Origin of the sequence: Acinetobacter towneri (assembly GCF_017498585.1) — a bacterium.
Lineage (GTDB): Bacteria > Pseudomonadota > Gammaproteobacteria > Pseudomonadales > Moraxellaceae > Acinetobacter > Acinetobacter towneri.
Genome location: NZ_CP071766.1, coordinates 308,570 through 328,033, shown reverse-complemented (window position 1 = coordinate 328,033; position 19,464 = coordinate 308,570). Strand labels below are relative to the sequence as shown.

Genomic DNA, 19,464 nt, shown 5'->3' with positions numbered 1-19,464 from the left:
CTTATCCTTGTAGGATCACACACGATGACTGACTTAGTTCAGCAGTTAGCAAAAGAACTTGCCGTACGACCAAATCAAGTAGAAGCTGCCATCAAACTTATTGATGAAGGTGCTAGCGTTCCATTTATTGCACGTTACCGTAAAGAAGTGACGCAAGGTTTAGATGACACGCAGCTACGTCAGCTCGATACACGTTTATCGTATTTACGTGATTTATATGAGCGTCGCGAAAAAGTAATAGAATCACTCAAAGAACAAGATAAATTATCTGATGATTTATTGGCACGGGTTAACGCTGCTGAAACCAAAAATGCTTTAGAAGAAATTTACGCGCCTTACCGTCCAAAACGCACCAGTAAATCGTTTAAAGCTAAAGAAGCAGGTTTAGGCCCAATTGCAGCGCAAATTTTTGCAGAACAGGTTGAGCCAAGCGAAGCTTTAGCAGGCTTTAGTCATGCAGACTATCCTGATGCAGACAGTCAGCTAGATGCGGTACAACACATTCTGATTGATGAATGGGCACAAAATATTGCCTTAACCACAGAATTAAAAGAAATTTTTGCCAAAACAGCGGTATTAAAAAGCTTGGTTGCTTCTGAAGAGAAAAAAGAAGTGGGCAAAAAATTCCGTGATTACTTCGATTTTTCAGAAAACCTCAACAAAGTGCCTTCACATCGCCTATTGGCGATGTTGCGTGGTCGCCAAGAAAACGTCTTGGGTTTAAAAGTTGATGGTGAAGACAGTGCACCTTTGGCACGTATTGAAACTGAATACAATTTAGATCAAATTCAGCCGCAAGCACGTCAGGACTTTTTAAAGCAAACGGCAAAATTGTTCTGGTTGGGCAAAGTGCGTCCACAAATCGAACATTCATTATTGACTGAAAAGCGTTTGGCTGCCGAAGCTGAAGCGATGGATGTCTTTGCAGAAAACTTGCGTCATTTATTGCTCTCTGCACCTGCAGGTGCGCGTTGTACGCTGGGCGTAGACCCTGGCATCCGTACAGGTGTCAAACTGGCTGTGGTGAACCAATCTGGCGATGTGGTTGCACATAGCACGGTTTATCCATTTGCACCTAAAGAAGACAAAGCAGGCGCGATTGAAGAACTTGCACGTTTATGCCGTGAGCACAATGTTGATTTAATCGCGATTGGTAACGGGACTGCAAGCCGTGAAACTGAAGCGGTTGTGGCAGAAATGATGGCGGCGCACAGTGACTTGAAATTAACACGTGTGTCTGTATCTGAAGCGGGTGCATCTGTGTATTCAGCTTCTGAATTGGCATCGCAAGAGTTGCCAGAACTAGATGTGTCGATTCGTGGTGCAGTGTCGATTGCACGTCGTTTGCAAGACCCATTGGCAGAGTTGGTAAAAATTGATCCAAAATCAATCGGTGTGGGTCAGTATCAACATGACGTGAATCAGGCAGGTTTAGCAAAAACCTTAGAAGCTGTGGTAGAAGACTGTGTGAACTCGGTCGGTGTCGATGTCAACACGGCATCTTCAGCAATTTTGGGTTATATCGCAGGTTTGAATAAAGCCATTGCACAGCAAATTGTTGAATACCGTAAAGAACATGGCCATTTTGACAATCGCCAAGCTTTGAAAAACGTACCGCGTTTAGGCGAACGTACTTTTGAACAAGCAGCAGGTTTCTTACGTATTCAGGCAGGTTCTGAGCCTTTGGATGCTTCTGCAGTGCACCCTGAATCTTATGGTTTAGTAGAAAAAATTGTGGCTGCCAAAGCGACCACGGTTAAAGATATTATTGGTAATACTGAAATTATCCGTTCGGTGAATGCTGAAGAATTTGTGGATGAGCAAGTCGGCTTACCAACTATTCAGGATGTTTTGTCTGAATTGGAAAAACCAGGTCGTGACCCACGTCCTGAATTCCGTACGGCTAAATTCCGTGAAGATATTACTGAAGTGGCGCAGTTGACTGAAGGCATGCAGCTTGAAGGTGTTGTAACCAACGTGACCAACTTTGGTGCTTTCGTGGATGTGGGCGTACATCAGGATGGTTTGGTGCATATTTCTGAGTTGGCCAATGAATTTGTGGCTGATCCGCATAAAGTGGTGAAACCAGGTCAAATTGTTCAAGTGCGTGTGTTGCAGGTTGATGTAGAGCGTAACCGTGTGAATTTATCGATGCGTCCTGAAGGTTCGGCTGCACCTGCAAAAGCAGCGCGTGCACCACGTCGTGATCAAGAACAGCGTACAGAGCGTAAGCCACAAGCGAAACGTCCACAGCAGTCACGTCCTCAGACTGAGCGTCCACAAGCGAAAAAACCACAAGCCGCTAAACCACAAGAAAATAAAATTGGTGGTTTAGGTGCATTGTTGTTACAAGCAGGGATTAAAGGTTCGAAGTAATTTTGAATTGCTCTAACAAAAAGCTCCCGAAATTCGGGAGCTTTTTGTTTTGCAGGAACATTTTTATATACAGATTTTTTGATGGATTTTAAATCAACGGTACAATCCAACTCACCAAAATCAGCATAATTCCCAAATGTCCAAGTTTACGAGTCACTGCGACTAGTTTTGACGGTGGTGCTTCAAGTTGGCGAGCATATTCCTGAAGATTTAAACCTTGTGAGGCTTTGCTGCTAAATAAAAATACGCCCAAATCAATACAAATTAAAATCGTGCCGACATCGGCAACAACCTCTAAAAGTTCATATTCTTGCTGATAAAGCGCCGTTGCAACCTGATAACTCAGAAACAAGGCAAAGGCAAAACAGCCATACTGTAAAATGAGGGCCAGTGCTCGCATAATCCATTCAAAATACTTAAAACAGCTGTGTTATAGCATAAAAATGCGGTGCAATTGAATGTTTTGTTATGGTTGAGATTGTGGATCTTAAATAAGCAATTAACGGATTAAGCCTTGCAGAACAAAACTTGTGGCAATACTGCCTGCTGCCAATTTAGACATGAAATAACTGTAATTAGAAGAGGCAGAAACTTCGGACATCGCACCAGATGAATGCGACATGGACACGGCAAGTTGGCTGCGATAGCCCAATTCGACTAACAAGACCACCAGGCCTGTCAGTGTCATCACTTGAAATGTGTCTACATGATTGCGCGTAAGCTCAGTATATAAGTGATAAAAACTTAAGCCCGCAGCAGAAAAACAAAATAGCTTAAACAGATACAGAGTTTTCATGTGTTGTACCTTTTTCTTAAACCAATATTAAAATCACATGAAAAGTTGCGGCTGCACAATTTAAAAATTGTTGAAGTGATGTTGTATTGTTGTGCGCTGTTCAACCTAAGCTGTAAAAACAAATAGGCGACCCGTAGGTCGCCTAAAGCAAAACTTGAATTGTGTATAAATTACCAGTGTTCACCTGGGAACAAGCGCGCATACGCTTTTTGTACCCAGTTCAGTTTTTGCTGCTCGCCCACAGAAGCGGTAGAGCTTGGGAATAAGTTATAACCAATCGACATGAGTTTGTTGTTAATGTCTGGTGCAATCGCATAAGTGATTGAAGCCAAACGACCCAAATGTGTCGCAATTTTCTTCGGACGTTTCACAATCGCATAAGCAATTAAATCTGCCGCTTGCTCAGGTGAAAGGGTGGGCACGTACTTATAAATTTTGGTTGGTGCGATCATTGGGGTACGAACCAATGGCATATACACCGAAGTAATCGCAATTTTGTGTGTATGCGCTTCTGCAGATAGACAGCGACTAAACGCATCCAATGCGGCTTTAGATGCCACATAAGCCGAGAAACGCGTTGCGTTGGCTAATACACCAATCGAGCTGATGTTGATGATGTGACCATCTTTACGGTGCATCATCTGCGGCAAAATATTGAGTACCAAACGCACAGCACCAAAATAGTTGAGCTGCATGGTACGTTCAAAGTCGTGGAAACGATCAACCGACTCATGTACTGCACGACGGATTGAGCGGCCTGCGTTGTTAATTAAAATATCAATATGATCGACAGAGGCAAGAATTTGTTGCGATACAGCATCAATAGAGTCCATATCGTTTAGATCACAAGGGAAAACTGAAGCCTTGCCACCACGTGCTTCAATTTCAGCTTTGACTTGTTCGAGCGTTTCCTGAGTACGTGCCACCAAAAGCACATGCGCACCTGCATCGGCTAGCTTATGTGCCACGGTTAAACCAATACCACTCGATGCACCTGTAATAAGGGCAACTTTACCATTTACACGCTGTTGAAAAAGTTTCTCTAATTTTGGCTTCACGCTAATATTCCTGATTTAGATTCCTGAGTTGTCATTTTTATTGAGATTGATGATTCAAATTTCAGACTGAATTTGAACTGTTTTACTTGGCTTTATGATAGCCGATTGCACAAAAAAAGCTATGGAATAAGTGGTTGAATTTAAAAATGAATTTAGAGTAATTGCTCTATTTTTGTGAGCTGTATATCTTTATTTTTACCATGAAATAAAGCTAATGCAAAGACATACAAAGAAAAATTAAAATAAAAAAGCATCCTGTTGAAATTAATCAGCAGGATGCCAGTACAAAGTTTGAACTGATGAGTTTTTATACGGCTGCTAAAGCTTGCTCTAAATCGGCAATTAAGTCATCGGCATGTTCAATCCCGATGGATAAACGCACCATATCTTCACTCACACCAGCCGCTTTGAGTTCATCTGCACTCAACTGACGGTGAGTGGTGGTTGCAGGGTGGCAAGCCAGACTCTTGGCATCGCCAATATTGACCAAGCGTGTGAATAATTGCAGTGCATCAATAAAGCGGGTTCCGCCTTCACGGCCATCTTGCACACCAAAAGACAGAATTGCAGAAGGTTTGCCTTTCACATATTTTTGTGCCAACGCATGTTGCGGGTGATCTTTCAAACCTGCGTAATTGACCCATTTCACTTTTGGATGTGCCTGTAAATATTCCGCTACTTTTTGCGCGTTTTCAGTATGGCGTTCCATACGCAGGCTTAAGGTTTCTAAACCTTGTAAAATTAGGAATACGTTATGCGGGCTAATCGCTGCACCTGTATTGCGTAGTGGTACTACACGTGCACGTGCAATAAATGCTGCAGCGCCTAAGGCTTCTACATAGTTCACACCATGGTAACTTGGGTCAGGTGTATTTAAGGCTTTAAAACGCTCAGGATATTTGCCCCAAGGGAATTTACCGCTATCGACAATAATGCCGCCAATAGACGTACCGTGACCACCAATATATTTGGTCAGTGAGTGAATGATGATGTCTGCGCCAAAATCAAATGATTTTTGCAAGACAGGCGTGGCTACAGTGTTATCCACCACCACTGGAATGCCGTATTCGTGCGCAATTTTCGCAATCGCTTCAAGGTCAATAATATTGCCCAATGGGTTACCAATGGATTCTACAAAGACCAGTTTGGTTTTGTCATCAATCAGGTCGCGTAAGCTTTCAGGCTGTTGATAATCGAAGAAACGTACTTCAATGCCTTGTTTAGGCAAGGTGTGGGCAAATAAGTTGTAAGTACCGCCGTATAAAGTTGATACTGAAGCAATGTTATCGCCTGCTTCGGTAATGGTCTGAATTGCGTAGGTAATTGCAGCCATACCCGATGCTAAAGCCAATGCGCCAATCCCGCCTTCAAGTGCTGCAACACGTTGCTCCAATACTGCAGTGGTTGGGTTCATAATACGGGTGTAAATATTGCCTTGTACTTTTAAATCAAATAAATCGGCACCATGTTGCGTATTATCAAAGGCATAAGAAGTGGTTTGGTAAATAGGCACAGCCACGGCTTTGGTGGTTGGTTCTGGGCTATAGCCTGCATGAATGGCCAAAGTTTCGTCTTTATAGGTCATGTTTACTTCATCTTCGTGAGTTAAATTGGTTTGAGTCTAGCACTTTTAAATATGAAAGAAAGTGTAAAAATGCTGCAATATTTAGCTGTAAATTTGATATAGCAGGCAAAAAGTCCTGTGCTTATCCGCTGATCGCTAGAGTTGTAACAAAGCATGCAAGATGTTTGTGGTGTCTTATTTTTTCTCCGTATTCAGGTATAATACCCGATTATTTTTTCGCTCATTAGAGCAGGGGCTGCTCATCTGAGCCCCAGATTTGGTTTTCTATTGAGGAGTCCTACGTGGCCCAATATATTTATACGATGAACCGAGTGTCGAAAATGGTTCCGCCTAAGCGCGAAATCTTGAAAGACATCTCCTTATCATTTTTCCCAGGTGCGAAAATTGGTGTGCTTGGTTTAAACGGTGCAGGTAAATCGACTTTGCTCCGTATTATGGCGGGCGTAGATAAAGATTTCTCTGGTGAAGCTCGTGCACAGCCAGGCATCAAAATTGGTTATCTTGAGCAAGAACCACCACTAGACCCGAGCAAAGATGTACGCGGCAACGTGGAAGATGGTGTGCGTGAAGCTTTAGATGCTTTAGAGCGTTTAGACCAAGTTTTTGCAGAATATGCAGATCCAGATGCAGATTTCGACAAACTTGCAAAAGAGCAAGAGAAGTTAGAAGCGATTATCCAAACTTGGGATGCACACAACCTGAACAATCAGCTTGAACAAGCAGCGGCAGCATTAAATTTGCCAGCTTGGGATGCTGATGTTAACAAATTATCGGGTGGTGAGCGTCGTCGTGTGGCTTTATGCCGTTTGTTATTGTCTAAACCAGACATGCTGCTTCTAGACGAGCCGACGAACCACTTGGATGCAGAATCTGTATCTTGGTTAGAGCGTTTCTTAAAAGACTTCCCGGGTACGATTGTGGCAATTACCCACGACCGTTACTTCTTGGATAACGTTGCAGAATGGATTTTAGAACTTGACCGTGGACATGGTATTCCATATCAAGGTAACTACTCTTCATGGTTAGAGCAGAAAAATAACCGTTTAGAGCAAGAACAGAAGCAAGAAGAATCTTTTGCTAAAGCCTTGAAAAAAGAATTGGAATGGGTACGTTCCAATGCGAAAGGCCAGCAAAAGAAAAACAAAGCGCGTATGGAGCGTTTTGAAGAGCTTAACTCGCGTGAATTCCAACAGCGTAACGAAACTTCTGAAATTTATATTCCACCTGGCCCACGTTTAGGGAACAAAGTGGTGGAAGTGGAAAACATCAGCAAGTCATTTGGTGATCGCTTACTTTACGAAAACCTTTCCTTTACTGTGCCGCCTGCAGCGATTGTGGGGATTGTCGGTCCAAACGGTGCGGGTAAAACGACTTTATTCCGTATGATGACTGGCGAGCAGCAACCTGATACGGGCAGCGTGACTTTAGGTGACTCGGTAAAAGTGGCTTATGTCGGTCAGATTCGTGACACTCTAGATGATGACAAAACTGTTTGGGAAGAAGTTTCTGGCGGTTTAGACATTTTGAAAGTGGGCGATTATGAAATTGCATCGCGTGCTTATATTGGTCGCTTTAACTTTAAAGGTCAGGATCAGCAAAAACGCGTTGGTGAATTGTCGGGTGGTGAGCGTAACCGTTTACAACTGGCAAAAATTCTACAGCAGGGCGCAAACGTGATCTTGCTGGATGAGCCATCAAACGACTTGGATATTGAAACTTTACGTGCACTGGAAGATGCAATTTTAGTCTTCCCAGGTACAGTGATGGTGGTATCGCACGACCGTTGGTTCCTAGACCGTATTGCAACGCACATCTTGTCATTCGAAGATGAGCAACCAGAATTCTTTACAGGTAACTATACTGAGTTTGAAGAATATCGCCGTAAGAAATATGGTGATGATCTGGCAACCAAACGTAGCAAATACCGTAAAATTGGCGCTTAAGTCTAAAAACTTGAGTTCTCATTAAAAAAACCAGCCGAGAAGGCTGGTTTTTTTATATTTGCTCGATGATGTGGTCTTGTGATCAACCTAGCAACATTTTTCTTAATCTAGATGTAGACCAGTGAGGTTTAAACTTCCCACTCATGTGCACATTCACGGCACTTCCATTTTTTTTGTGACTGCATAAAGGCTTGCATAGAAATTTTGAAATCAGGCAAATCACGATAAAACAAGAAACCTGCAATTACACACAGCACAAATACCGCCACAGTAATGCTTTGTAAGGTTGTGCCTGCACCATCACCAAAAATCCACATGGCGATACTGATCAAGACAAGAAGTAATAAGACAAATACCGCTGGAATAAGCATCACCAAGCTTTTTGGCACCACAGGACGCGGTGTTGTTTGACCTGCCTGCGCAACAGGCATGATTTTTGGGCTTTGACATTTAGGGCATCGGTATTGCATTACAACTCCAAAATTCTAATCTGATCGTTATTCTAACCAAATGTACGGCAAATCAAAAACAGTCTGTCAGAAAACAGGGCAATAAAAAAGCCCAAGTCATTGCTTGAGCTTTATTATAAGATGAAGATAAGTGAATTTATATTCATCTTGAATATGGCGTCCCTACGGGGATTCGAACCCCGGTTACCGCCGTGAAAGGGCGATGTCCTAGGCCTCTAGACGATAGGGACTTGATGAGGCAACACAGGTAAAGCCTTATTTAAACTTGGTGGAGTCAAGCGGGATCGAACCGCTGACCTCTACAATGCCATTGTAGCGCTCTACCAACTGAGCTATGACCCCAGTCTGTGTGAGCGCAATATTAGGGCTATTGCGCTCACACGTCAACAAAAAAATGAATTAAGCTGGATCAATTGCATCATTTTTCGGCAATTTGATGCTTTCATTCAGTTTTTCCCAGACTTTAACTTCTTTTTTGCTTGGTCCGCCAACCACTTCTAAGGCATGACGCAAACGCGCAAAGGTCAGGTCAGGACCAATGGTGACCATGGTTTGCATCACAGGTGTAGATGCGGTTGAACCTGCAATTGCAATAAAGAACGCAGGCATGAAATCACGCAATTTGATTTCCATTTGGTTGGCTAAATCCATTAGGGTTTGGCTCACCGTGTCGTTGTTCCAAGTAAATAGACTTTCTAAACGCCAAATTGCAAATTGTAGGCTTTGACGCACTTGTTCTTCAGACAGTTTTTTACTTTCAAACTGTTCCTTGCTCAAGCTTGGGAAATGGTTGAAGTAATGTGCAGACCAATTGACCGCTTCTGAGAGTAAATTAATACGCGGTTGAATCGCGGCAGCAATCTCTTCCAATTTGGCACGATCTGCTTTCCAAGCCAATAAGGTATCTAACAGCTCAGCAGGTGAAAGCGCTTTAATCCATTGACCATTCAGCCAATTGAGTTTTTCCACATCAAAGATAGGGCCGCCTAGTGAAACACGTTGAATATCAAAGTGTTCAATCATTTCGGCTAAGGTGAATTTTTCACTTTCATCTGGCATTGACCAACCCATGCGACCTAAATAATTCAGCAAAGCTTCAGGTAATACGCCAATGTCTTTGTAGTAGTTGATTGAAGTTGGGTTTTTACGTTTAGATAATTTTGATTTGTCTGGGTTACGCAACAATGGCATGTGGCATAACACAGGCATATCCCAACCAAAATATTGATAAAGCAATTGGTGTTTCGGTGCCGATGGAATCCATTCTTCACCACGAATCACGTGAGTGATTTGCATCAAATGGTCATCGACCACATTCGCCAAATGGTAAGTTGGCAAGCCATCTGTTTTCAGCAAAATTTGCATATCGACTTGCGCCCATGGAATTTCCACTTCACCGCGCAGCATGTCATTAAATTTACATACGCCTTCGGTTGGCACTTTCATACGAATAACATGCGCTTCGCCTGCCGCTAAACGACGCTGCACTTCATCTGCAGACAAGTTTAAACCACGACCATCGTAGCGCGGGCTTTCACCACGTGCTTGTTGTTCTGCACGCATTTGATCGAGTTCTTCGCTAGTAGCGAAGCAATAGAAAGCATGCCCTTGTTCAACCAATTGCAAGGCGTATTGCTTATAAATATCCATACGTTCAGATTGGCGATACGGTGCATGTGGGCCGCCGATATCTGGACCTTCTGCCCAATTTAAGCCTAACCAACGCAATGAATCCAAAATCATTTTTTCAGATTCAGGGGTTGAGCGCAGTTGGTCAGTATCTTCAATACGAAGAATAAATTCACCACCGTGTTGTTTGGCAAAACATAAGTTAAACAAGGCGATATACGCTGTTCCCACGTGCGGGAAACCAGTAGGAGAAGGCGCGATACGAGTACGAACAGTCATAAGCAAAAATTAATTCAAAATGTAAATTGCAACCATTATAACGAAAAAGCCCAAGTACTTAATGTTAAATTCAACATTCTGTACTTGGGCGTTTCAACTGCATTTGAAAAGGGGATCAAAGGCAGTGAATTTAATGCGGAGTTATGAGTTATCTTGCGGGAATAAGGCTTGTACAAAACGGCTAAAACGCTGATTTTGCAAGGCAAAGAAATTTTGAGTTGGAGCGACATGAATGGAAGTCAGCACTTTTAAATCATTATTTGATTCAAACTTTTGCTTGTCTGCCTGTTTTTGTTGGGTAAGGGCTTTTTCAATTAAAGACCCCTTTTCCGCAGTTAAATGGGTTTTGCTTTCAGCAGATTTGATCACTGCACTGTGACCGACTGTACTTAAGCTGAGTAATACTGCGAACATGAGTTTAGATTTCATTTTGATTCCCCCTTTCCTTTATGAGTGAACTCACAATTTATAAATTGTTTTAATCACTTTAATATTTAATCACAAAAATCATAACAAAAGTAGATTTGCGTCACACTCTTAATAAGATCTTTATCATCATTTACTCACTATATACCGATTTTTCAGATGATCTTTGATTTAGAACATGTTGTAACAAACAACTGTGGAGATATCGTGAAGATTGTTACAAAAGTCACAATAAAATAGTTTTGAAGCGGGTTTGATTGCTGTGATGTCGCTTATTTTACCGTTGAGTCTAAAAACGGATCAAAGTTTTATTCACTTTTCATATATCTAATCCATAAAAAGGTATAAATTTGGAATAAACGCCGCATCTTGAATTAAATTGATTAAAAACAATTAATTAAAGCTAAATTATTTGAATTTAATCATTTTTTGCATGTTTTTTACAAATTGCGCAGCGCCTGAGCATTGCATATATTGAGCGACAGATTAAAGGTGATGTGTGCTGTAATGAAAACTCAATTGAAAGCTTTATTGGCTGCTGCGCTATTGGCAACAGGTTTTGCTGCAACGACTGCTCAGGCTGCAGATCGTCAGTTTTTAAATGTATCGTATGATGCGACCCGCGAATTTTATGATGAATTTAACAAGTCGTTTGGTCAGTACTGGAAAAAACGTACAGGTTTAGACGTCAACTTTAAACAATCACATGGTGGTTCAGGCAAGCAAGCGCGTTCTGTGGTCGATGGTTTAAAGGGCGATGTCGTAACTTTGGCATTGGCGAATGACATTGAAGAAATTGTAAAGTCAGGTCAAATCCAAGCAGGTTGGCAAAAAGAATTTCCTCATAACTCTGCGCCTTATACCTCGACCATCGTCTTTATGGTGCGTAAAGGCAATCCGAAAAACATTAAAGACTGGAATGACTTAACCAAACCAGGCGTACAAATTATTACCCCTAACCCGAAAACAGGTGGTTTGCCACGTTGGGTGTATTTATCGGCTTGGGGTTATGCAGAAAAGCAGCCGGGCGGCTCTAAGGCCAAAGCGCAAGAATTTGTGGGCAAGATGTACCACAATGTAAAAGTGATGGATTCGGCAGCACGTGCGTCGATGACTACATTTGCTGAACGTGGCATTGGTGATGTGTTGTTGACTTGGGAAAATGAAGCCCTTGTAACTTTAAAAACCTTAGGCAAAGACAAGTTTGATATTGTTTATCCATCTATTTCTATTTTGACTGAACCTTCGGTGGCAATCGTAGACCGCACAGTAGAAAAAAATGGCAATAAATGGTTAGCGACAGGCTATATCAACTATTTATATTCACCTTTAGGTCAGGAAATGGCGGCTAAGCATTTCTACCGTCCACGTAATGAAAAAGTCCTTGCAAAATATGCAGCACAATTCCCGAAATTAAAAACCTTCACGATTGATGAAGTGTTCGGTGGCTGGGAAAATGCACAAAAAACACATTTTGTGAATGGTGCGATTTTCGACCAAATTTATAATACTAAGCGTTAAACAGATATCCATTTTCGGCTAATCTTTTATTGGATTGGCACACAAAAAAATCTCTACGGAGATTTTTTTGTGCTTTAAAAAAGTCAAAAACGGTTTTCCCTATGGAAAGTAATATTTATCTACAAAAAGACGTTTGGAGCTTTGCCAAAACAAGGTAATAATGTGCAGTTACATTTTAGCTGTATTGATTGAACCTTATGTCGCATATTTCTGTATTACTTCATGAAACTGTTGATGCCGTGTTGGCAGATCGCAATACAGGAATTTATGTCGATGCCACCTTTGGACGAGGTGGACACACGCGTTTGTTGTTATCCAAATTGGATGCGCAGGCACGAGTCTATGCCTTTGATAAAGATCCACAAGCTTTGGCCGTGGCAGCAGAATTGGCGCAGCAAGATTCGCGCTTTCAGATTATTCATGCCAGTTTTGCCGATATGCAGCAAGCGTTGAATGATTTGGGCGTCACTCAGGTCGATGGTGTGATGGCCGATTTAGGCGTGTCGTCACCACAGCTAGATCAGGCAGAACGCGGTTTTAGCTTTATGAAAGATGGCCCGCTTGATATGCGTATGGACAACTCACAAGGCCCGACTGCAGCAGAATGGCTGGTGGATATTGAAGAAGAAGCCTTAGCCAATGTGATTTTTCAATATGGTGAAGAACGTTATAGCCGCCGTATTGCCAAAGCCATTAAACAGGCGGGTTATATTGAAACCACCGCACAATTGGCTGAAATTGTAAAAGTTGCCCATCCGAAGTGGGAAAAAAACAAACACGCTGCAACGCGTACTTTTCAGGCAATTCGTATTGCGATTAATAAAGAATTAGAAGATATTGAAAACTTCTTACCGCAGGCGGTTGAGGTATTAAAACCCGAAGGTCGTTTGGCTGTAATTAGCTTCCACTCTTTGGAAGATCGTTTAATTAAACAGTTTATTCAAAAAGAATCGAGCCTGCCTGAAGATTCAGGTTGGGGCTTGCCACAACAGCAACAAGATACACGTCGATTGAAAAAAATCTCACGTGTGCGTGCCAGTGATGAAGAAGTCAAAGCCAATCCACGCTCACGCAGCGCATGGCTACGTGTTGCAGAACGATTAGCTTGAAAAGGCCAATAATGAAAACTGAAACCGTTAAAAAAAATCAATCTCAAGTGCGACTGAAAAAAATGGTCGCCTATTTTATTTTATTGGCGCTGGTGTTTATCAGCGCGATTATGGTGGTGTTTCAAGTGTTTGAATATCGCCATGATTATCGCGAGCTGAGTTCTTATATGCGCGAGCGAGATGACTTAAATGCCGAATGGGGGCGTTTGTTAATTGAACAGCAGACCTTTGGTGCAACTGCACAAATTGGCACCCGTGCGGTGACGCAACTGCGTATGTATTCACCGCCCGCACCGCAAACTGTGGTGATTTCTTTGCCTACAACCTCAGAACAACAATAAGGCGAGTTGCACATGGTCGATACGCGTAAAAAGCAAACCCGAAAGAAACAGCAATCGGTAACTGGAAAAAATGCCATTCATGTAGAAATGTGGCGTTTTTACTTAATGTGGGCTGTGGTACTGCTGGTGTTCGTGGCACTGGTGGGACGTGCTTTTTATGTGCAAATTGTGAACCATGACTTTTTACAAAACAAAGCCAATGCCAATATTTTAAGAACAGAAAAGCTCAAAGCTATGCGCGGGGTGATTTATGATCGCCACGGTGTGCCTTTGGCAATTAGTACCCCTGTAATGAAAGTGGTGATTGATCCACGTGATTATTTTGACAATAAAAAACTGTTTGAAGAAATTACAGCCGAGTTGGAAAAAAATCCGACCAGTCGTAAATTGCAGCGTCAATTACCAGATAAAAACTTGAATTTAGATGAACTTGCCGATGCAGTTGGGATGGATCGCCAAGAACTGAAAAATAAAATGAACGAGCGTCCGCGTTCACGTTATTTGGTTTTACAAAAAGAAGTGCCGCCGCAACAGGCAGAGCTGATTCTAAAACGTAATTTCCAAGGGGTATATACCGAGAAAAACTATAAGCGTTATTACCCGCAGCCACAGCCGAATGCACAAATTATTGGTTTGACCAATAGTGAAGGCATAGGCATTGAAGGCTTGGAAATGCAGCTAAATACCCGCTTGGCAGGCGTGGATGGCGAACAGCAAATCGTGCGCGATAAAAAGGGTAACCGTGTCAAAGACCCAGAAGTGGTGAGAGAGGTTGAACCGGGCGAAAATATTACCCTGAGTATCGACTCACGTTTGCAATACATTATGTATCGTGAATTGACTGCAGCAGGGGTGGCAAATAATGCCCGTTCAGCCACAGCAATTGCGGTAGATGTGAAAACGGGTGAAATTTTGGCGATGACCAGTTGGCCGTCGTATAACCCGAATGACAAAAAAAGTTTGTCCAATAAAGATGCCATGCGTAACCGTGGTGCGGTGGATTCCTTTGAACCGGGTTCGACCATGAAGCCTATGACGGTGGCAATGGCACTGGAAAGTGGCAAATATTCACCGAATACCGTGGTCAATTTAAGTGGTGGTTCAATGCGGGTGGGTAATCACACCATTCGTGATACCCACAATTATGGCTCACTGACTTTGGCGGGAATTATCCAAAAATCGTCAAACGTGGGTGTGGCGAAAATTGCTTTATCTTTACCGTATGCGACCTTGCCGACTTTTTATAAGCGTTTAGGGTTTGGTGCGCGTTCTGCAGTGAAATTTCCGGGTGAAAGTGCAGGTTTAATTTTGCCGCCAAGCAAGTGGAATGTGTCGGAAGTGGCGACCATGTCTTATGGTTATGGTTTGAACGCCACTGTGCTGCAATTGGCAGATGCCTATGCCATGCTTGCCAATAAAGGCGTAAAAATGCCGCTGAGTTTATACAAATTAGAAGAACAGCCTAAAGGCGAACAAATTGTTGATGCTAAAATTGCCGATCAAGTTCTACTGATGATGGAAGCCGTAACGTTACCCGGTGGTACGGCACGTCAAGCCAATATTCCAGGCTATCGGGTTGCAGGTAAAACGGGAACAGCGCATAAACTTCGTGCAGACCGCAAAGGCTATTCACAGACTGAATATCGTGCCTTGTTTGCTGGGGTTGCGCCAGTCAGTGATCCGCGTTTAGCCATGGTGGTCGTGGTGGAAAATCCAACAGGACAGTATTATGGTGGTTTGGTGGCAGCGCCTGTATTTGCTCGTGTGATGCAAGAATCTTTACGTTTAATGAACGTACCTTTAGATAAACCTTTAGAAACTCCCAACATCCAATAACAGGTGACGCATGTCTATCAGCTTTCAAAATATTTATCGCAGTTCCCGCGTTGCAGATTGGATGATACAAGACTTTCAGGGCTTTCAACTTGACAGCCGCCATGTGACAGCAGGGCAAATTTTTATTGCCCTGACCAGTTTGTCGCAGCCTGAAAAAACCGCACAATTTGCACAAGCAGCTTTAGATCAAGGTGCTTTGGCGGTGATTTCGGAAACTGAACTGGCAGTTGCCAATAATTTGGTGGTGCCAGATGTGCGTCAGCGCATGGGACAGTGGCAAAAACAATATTTACAAGCACGACAGCCTGTACCTTTAGCGCGTATGCTTGCAGTCACGGGCACCAATGGTAAAACCACGATTTCCCGCTTAATTGCTGAGTTGTTAATGTTACAAGCCCAACGCTGTGCGGTAATGGGCACCACAGGCAACGGAATTTTGCCTAATTTGGAAGCTTCAACACATACCACTTTAGATGCCTTACAACTGCAAAATGCTTTATACAGCTATGCACAACAGGGGGCAAAATTTGCCGCAATTGAAGCCAGTTCACATGGTTTGGAGCAAGGGCGCTTAAATGGCTGCGATATTGAAATTGCGGTATATAGCAACCTGAGCCGTGATCATTTGGATTATCACGGTACTTTAGAGGCGTATGCTGCAGCCAAAGCCATGCTGTTTCAGTTTGCCAGTTTAAAAGTTGCAATTGTCAATTTAGATGATGAATATGCTGGGATCATGTTGCAAGCGGCGCAACAGAACCCTGCGCAACCGAAAATTTTGACTTATTCCACGCAGCAAGCGGCAGACTATCAAGTACAGCAGATTGAATACAGTCTGAATGGTGTACGTTTCCATCTACAAACTGCTACGGCAGAATATGTGGTGCAAAGTCCGTTGCTCGGACATTTTAATGTTGAAAACTTGGTCGCGAGTTTAATCGCAGCAGAGCAAGCAGGTTTTGCATTACAGGATTTAATACACACGACTGCACAACTTAAAGGCGCACCGGGGCGTATGCAAGTGTTGCGTGATGCAGAGCGTTTATTTGTGGTGGATTATGCACACACGCCAGATGCCCTAATTCAAGTGTTGCAAACCTTAAAACGCCATGTTAGCGCACAGCTTTGGGCGGTGTTTGGCTGCGGTGGAGATCGGGATCGTGGTAAACGCCCACTGATGACCCAAGCGGCATTGGACTATGCCAATGTTGTGCTTTTGACTTCTGATAACCCGCGTACAGAAGATCCTTTGCAAATTTTTGCCGATATGCAGACAGGGGTCGATTTGTCGGTGGCACAGAGCCATGAAATTCATGATCGTCGTGAAGCGATTAAATATGCAGTCAAACATGCACAGTCAGGCGATATTGTCTTGATTGCAGGCAAAGGTCATGAAAACTATCAAGAAATAGATGGGGTAAGACACTGGTTTGACGATGTGGTTGAAGTGCAATCTGCGATAGATGCACAGCATTGTTCACCTTCTGCTTATCCTGCCCAATAAGGAATTTGTATGCACACTTCCACCACCAGTACCGCAATTTTAGAACCTTGGACTGCCGAACAACTCAAACAGGCAACACAGGGTTATTGGTTCAATGGGCAAGCACCGCAAGGCGAGATTAAACGTATTTTAACCGATTCACGCCATGCTGAAGCAGGCGATGCCTTTTTGGCTTTAAAAGGTGAGCGTTTTGATGCGCATGATTTTGTGGCACAAGTAGCGACTCAGGGCTGTTCTATGGCAATTGTCAGCCAGCCTGTCGATGCAGATATTTGCCAATTGGTCGTGCCTGATACCCGTTTAGCCTTAGGACACTTAGGCGCATTTCGTCGTCAGCAACATCCACACTTAAAAGTGATTGCATTAACAGGCAGTAGCGGCAAAACCACCACCAAGGAAATGCTCGGTAGTATTTTGTCACGTTTGGCACCGACTTTAATTACCCGTGGCAACTTGAATAATGATTTGGGTGTGCCGATGATGTTGTTGGAATTGAATGCAAGCCATCAATATGCGGTAATGGAATTGGGTGCCAGTCATCAAGGTGAAATCGACTACACCTCAAACTTGGTGCAACCGCATGTGGCAGGCATTATCAATATTGGTACGGCACATTTGGGTGAGTTTGGTGGACGTGAGGGCATTTGTCAGGCGAAGTCAGAAATCTATGCACATCTTGCACCACAAGGTACTGCCATTGTACCTGCTGCCGATGATTTTGCTGCGCAGATTCAACAAGCCGTTCAGTTAGAACAGCGTCTAAGTTTTGGTGAAGGCGGTGATGTTTTTGCCACAGAGATTCAGTTGCAGCCACAATCGGCAAGTTTTTGCTTAAATACCGCACAAGGCACACGTCAGGTCCATTTACCCTTTGCAGGCGAACACAATGTACAAAATGCTACGGCTGCTGCAGCCTTTGCACTGGCAATTGGCGTGAGTTTAGATGATATTGTGGCGGGCTTGGAGCAAGCACAAGGGGCCAAAGGCCGTTTAAACTTTATTCATCAAGGCGCACATTTGTTCATTGATGACACTTATAATGCCAATCCAACTTCTATGCGTGCTGCAGGTGAAGTCCTTGCACAGCAAACAGGTGTGCGGGTTATGGTAATCGGTGATATTGGCGAACTGGGCAATAGCGCAGCACAACAGCACTATATGTTGGGGCGTGATTTGGTGTCTATTCGTGGCATCAACTTTGTGGTGGCAGTTGGTGAATTTGCACCAGCGACCCAAGAAGGTGCACGTAGTACCCAATATGGAAAAAAATTACAGGCTTTTGTCACTCAAGAACAAGCCTTGCCGTTTTTAATTGATCTGGTAAAAACACATCAACCTCAGTCCATGAGTTTCCTATTTAAAGGTTCTCGTTATACCCATATGGAAACGTTGATGGCTGCATTGATGGAGAAAATTTAAATGCTGTTATGGTTATTTGAGCAGCTGGCGGGCTATAACAGCTCGTTTCAGGTGGTTCGTTATTTAACATTACGTTCATTACTGAGTGTATTGACTGCGCTTGGCATCGGTTTGGTGCTAGGCCCTGTGATGATTCGTAAACTGCAAGCATTAAAATACGGTCAGGCAGTCAGCTCTTATGCACCTGAAGGGCATGCCAAAAAAATGGGTACGCCAACCATGGGCGGGGTATTAATCCTGCTTTCCATTGGTATTTCGACCCTATTATGGGCAGATTTATCTAACCCTTACGTCTGGATTGTACTGGCGGTCATGGTCATTTTTGGCGCTGTAGGCTGGGCAGATGACTGGATTAAAATTCGCTACAAAGACAATGCGGGTTTGCCTGCGCGTAAAAAATTCTTCTGGACTTCGGTAGCATCATTGGGTGCGGGTATTGCGTTGTATGTGATTGCAACCCAACAGCCAAATCCTGCACAAACCGCAGATATGTTGGATGTGTTGATTCCATTCTTTAAAGATTTCAGCATTCCATTGTCTTTGATTCCACTCGGTATTGGCTTCATTATCTTTACCTATTTGGTAATTAACGGTGCCTCAAATGCGGTGAACCTGACTGATGGTTTAGATGGCTTGGCAATTATGCCAATCGTATTAGTTGCAGCAGGTTTGGGCGTCTTTGCCTACTTGGCGGGGGATGTTCGTTTTGCTGATTATTTGCATATCCCTTATGTGAAATATGCGTCTGAGTTGGTGGTAATCTGTGCCGCGATGATTGGAGCAGGCTTAGCCTTCCTGTGGTATAACGCGCATCCTGCACAAGTCTTTATGGGCGATGTCGGCGCATTGTCTTTGGGGGCAATGCTGGGTACGATTGCCGTGATGGTACGTCAGGAAATCGTGTTTGCGATTATGGGTGGGGTGTTTGTAGTTGAAGCAATTTCGGTATTTCTGCAAATTGGTTCACTACGTATGCGCAATAAACGGGTATTCTTAATGGCGCCGTTGCATCACCACTATGAAAAGAAAGGCTGGCGTGAAACTCAAGTGGTGATTCGTTTCTGGATTATCACAATTATGCTGGTGGTTTTAGGTTTAATGACTTTAAAATTACGTTAAGCCTATCCAACCGAAAATTTTAAAAGTCGGCACTCGCCGACTTTTTTATGTGG

At 43.2% G+C, this 19,464-nt stretch carries 16 protein-coding genes and 2 tRNA genes; 9 read left to right on the top strand and 9 right to left on the bottom strand.

Features of this window, described 5'->3' with window-relative positions; genetic code table 11:
• Nucleotides 1–24 precede the first annotated feature (24 nt).
• Nucleotides 25–2,376 carry a Tex family protein gene (locus tag J4G44_RS01575; protein WP_207973786.1) on the top strand — a complete coding sequence of 784 codons (2,352 nt, stop codon included), beginning with the start codon at nucleotides 25–27 and terminating at the stop codon, nucleotides 2,374–2,376.
• 88 nt (nucleotides 2,377–2,464) lie between these two features.
• Here J4G44_RS01575 and J4G44_RS01570 read toward each other — a convergent pair whose 3' ends face one another.
• The 4 genes from J4G44_RS01570 to J4G44_RS01555 form a co-directional block, all read right to left on the bottom strand.
• Nucleotides 2,465–2,776, bottom strand: coding sequence for a hypothetical protein (locus J4G44_RS01570; RefSeq protein WP_019838218.1), 312 nt, complete (start codon nucleotides 2,774–2,776; stop codon nucleotides 2,465–2,467).
• A 99-nt stretch (nucleotides 2,777–2,875) separates the two neighbouring features.
• Nucleotides 2,876–3,172 (bottom strand): hypothetical protein, encoded by a 297-nt coding sequence (locus J4G44_RS01565; protein ID WP_004974421.1) that lies wholly within the window; start codon nucleotides 3,170–3,172, stop codon nucleotides 2,876–2,878.
• Between the two features lie 170 nt (nucleotides 3,173–3,342).
• Nucleotides 3,343–4,230, bottom strand: coding sequence for an SDR family NAD(P)-dependent oxidoreductase (locus J4G44_RS01560; protein ID WP_004974423.1), 888 nt, complete (start codon nucleotides 4,228–4,230; stop codon nucleotides 3,343–3,345).
• A gap of 307 nt (nucleotides 4,231–4,537) precedes the next feature.
• Entirely contained in the window at nucleotides 4,538–5,815 is a 1,278-nt protein-coding gene (locus J4G44_RS01555; protein WP_004974425.1) for an O-acetylhomoserine aminocarboxypropyltransferase/cysteine synthase family protein, read from the bottom strand.
• Nucleotides 5,816–6,096: 281 nt separating this feature from the next.
• Here J4G44_RS01555 and ettA point away from each other — a divergent pair, with 281 nt between their 5' ends.
• Nucleotides 6,097–7,758 (top strand): energy-dependent translational throttle protein EttA, encoded by a 1,662-nt coding sequence (gene ettA, locus J4G44_RS01550; protein WP_004974427.1) that lies wholly within the window; start codon nucleotides 6,097–6,099, stop codon nucleotides 7,756–7,758.
• Nucleotides 7,759–7,886: 128 nt separating this feature from the next.
• Here ettA and J4G44_RS01545 read toward each other — a convergent pair whose 3' ends face one another.
• The 5 genes from J4G44_RS01545 to J4G44_RS01525 form a co-directional block, all read right to left on the bottom strand.
• A complete protein-coding gene (locus J4G44_RS01545) occupies nucleotides 7,887–8,228 on the bottom strand; it encodes a hypothetical protein (protein WP_004974430.1) in 342 nt (113 codons plus the stop codon).
• 154 nt (nucleotides 8,229–8,382) lie between these two features.
• A tRNA-Glu gene (locus J4G44_RS01540) sits at nucleotides 8,383–8,458 on the bottom strand.
• Between the two features lie 36 nt (nucleotides 8,459–8,494).
• Nucleotides 8,495–8,570, bottom strand: a tRNA-Ala gene (locus J4G44_RS01535).
• Nucleotides 8,571–8,627: 57 nt separating this feature from the next.
• The gene (gene gltX, locus J4G44_RS01530) at nucleotides 8,628–10,136 is read right to left on the bottom strand and encodes a glutamate--tRNA ligase (protein WP_096901292.1); all 1,509 of its coding nucleotides are present in this window, start codon (nucleotides 10,134–10,136) and stop codon (nucleotides 8,628–8,630) included.
• Nucleotides 10,137–10,277: 141 nt separating this feature from the next.
• Nucleotides 10,278–10,565 carry a hypothetical protein gene (locus tag J4G44_RS01525; RefSeq protein ID WP_154320244.1) on the bottom strand — a complete coding sequence of 96 codons (288 nt, stop codon included), beginning with the start codon at nucleotides 10,563–10,565 and terminating at the stop codon, nucleotides 10,278–10,280.
• Between the two features lie 504 nt (nucleotides 10,566–11,069).
• On the opposite strand from J4G44_RS01525, the gene J4G44_RS01520 reads away from it, so the two are divergent.
• The 7 genes from J4G44_RS01520 (at nucleotide 11,070) to mraY (ending at nucleotide 19,411) form a co-directional block, all read left to right on the top strand.
• Nucleotides 11,070–12,083, top strand: coding sequence for a sulfate ABC transporter substrate-binding protein (locus tag J4G44_RS01520; RefSeq protein WP_096901291.1), 1,014 nt, complete (start codon nucleotides 11,070–11,072; stop codon nucleotides 12,081–12,083).
• Between the two features lie 197 nt (nucleotides 12,084–12,280).
• Nucleotides 12,281–13,192: a 16S rRNA (cytosine(1402)-N(4))-methyltransferase RsmH gene (rsmH, locus tag J4G44_RS01515; RefSeq protein WP_004974437.1), complete on the top strand. Its 912-nt coding sequence runs from the start codon at nucleotides 12,281–12,283 to the stop codon at nucleotides 13,190–13,192.
• A gap of 11 nt (nucleotides 13,193–13,203) precedes the next feature.
• Nucleotides 13,204–13,533: a cell division protein FtsL gene (ftsL, locus tag J4G44_RS01510; protein WP_136144459.1), complete on the top strand. Its 330-nt coding sequence runs from the start codon at nucleotides 13,204–13,206 to the stop codon at nucleotides 13,531–13,533.
• Nucleotides 13,534–13,545: 12 nt separating this feature from the next.
• Complete coding sequence (ftsI, locus tag J4G44_RS01505) at nucleotides 13,546–15,369, top strand: peptidoglycan D,D-transpeptidase FtsI family protein (RefSeq protein WP_207973785.1); 1,824 nt, start codon at nucleotides 13,546–13,548, stop codon at nucleotides 15,367–15,369.
• Nucleotides 15,370–15,379: 10 nt separating this feature from the next.
• Nucleotides 15,380–16,873, top strand: a complete 1,494-nt coding sequence (locus tag J4G44_RS01500; RefSeq protein WP_004974444.1) for a UDP-N-acetylmuramoyl-L-alanyl-D-glutamate--2,6-diaminopimelate ligase — start codon at nucleotides 15,380–15,382, stop codon at nucleotides 16,871–16,873.
• Nucleotides 16,874–16,882: 9 nt separating this feature from the next.
• Nucleotides 16,883–18,292 (top strand): UDP-N-acetylmuramoyl-tripeptide--D-alanyl-D-alanine ligase, encoded by a 1,410-nt coding sequence (locus tag J4G44_RS01495; RefSeq protein ID WP_207973784.1) that lies wholly within the window; start codon nucleotides 16,883–16,885, stop codon nucleotides 18,290–18,292.
• Nucleotides 18,293–19,411 (top strand): phospho-N-acetylmuramoyl-pentapeptide-transferase, encoded by a 1,119-nt coding sequence (gene mraY, locus J4G44_RS01490; RefSeq protein ID WP_019836136.1) that lies wholly within the window; start codon nucleotides 18,293–18,295, stop codon nucleotides 19,409–19,411.
• The last annotated feature ends 53 nt before the right edge of the window (nucleotides 19,412–19,464 follow it).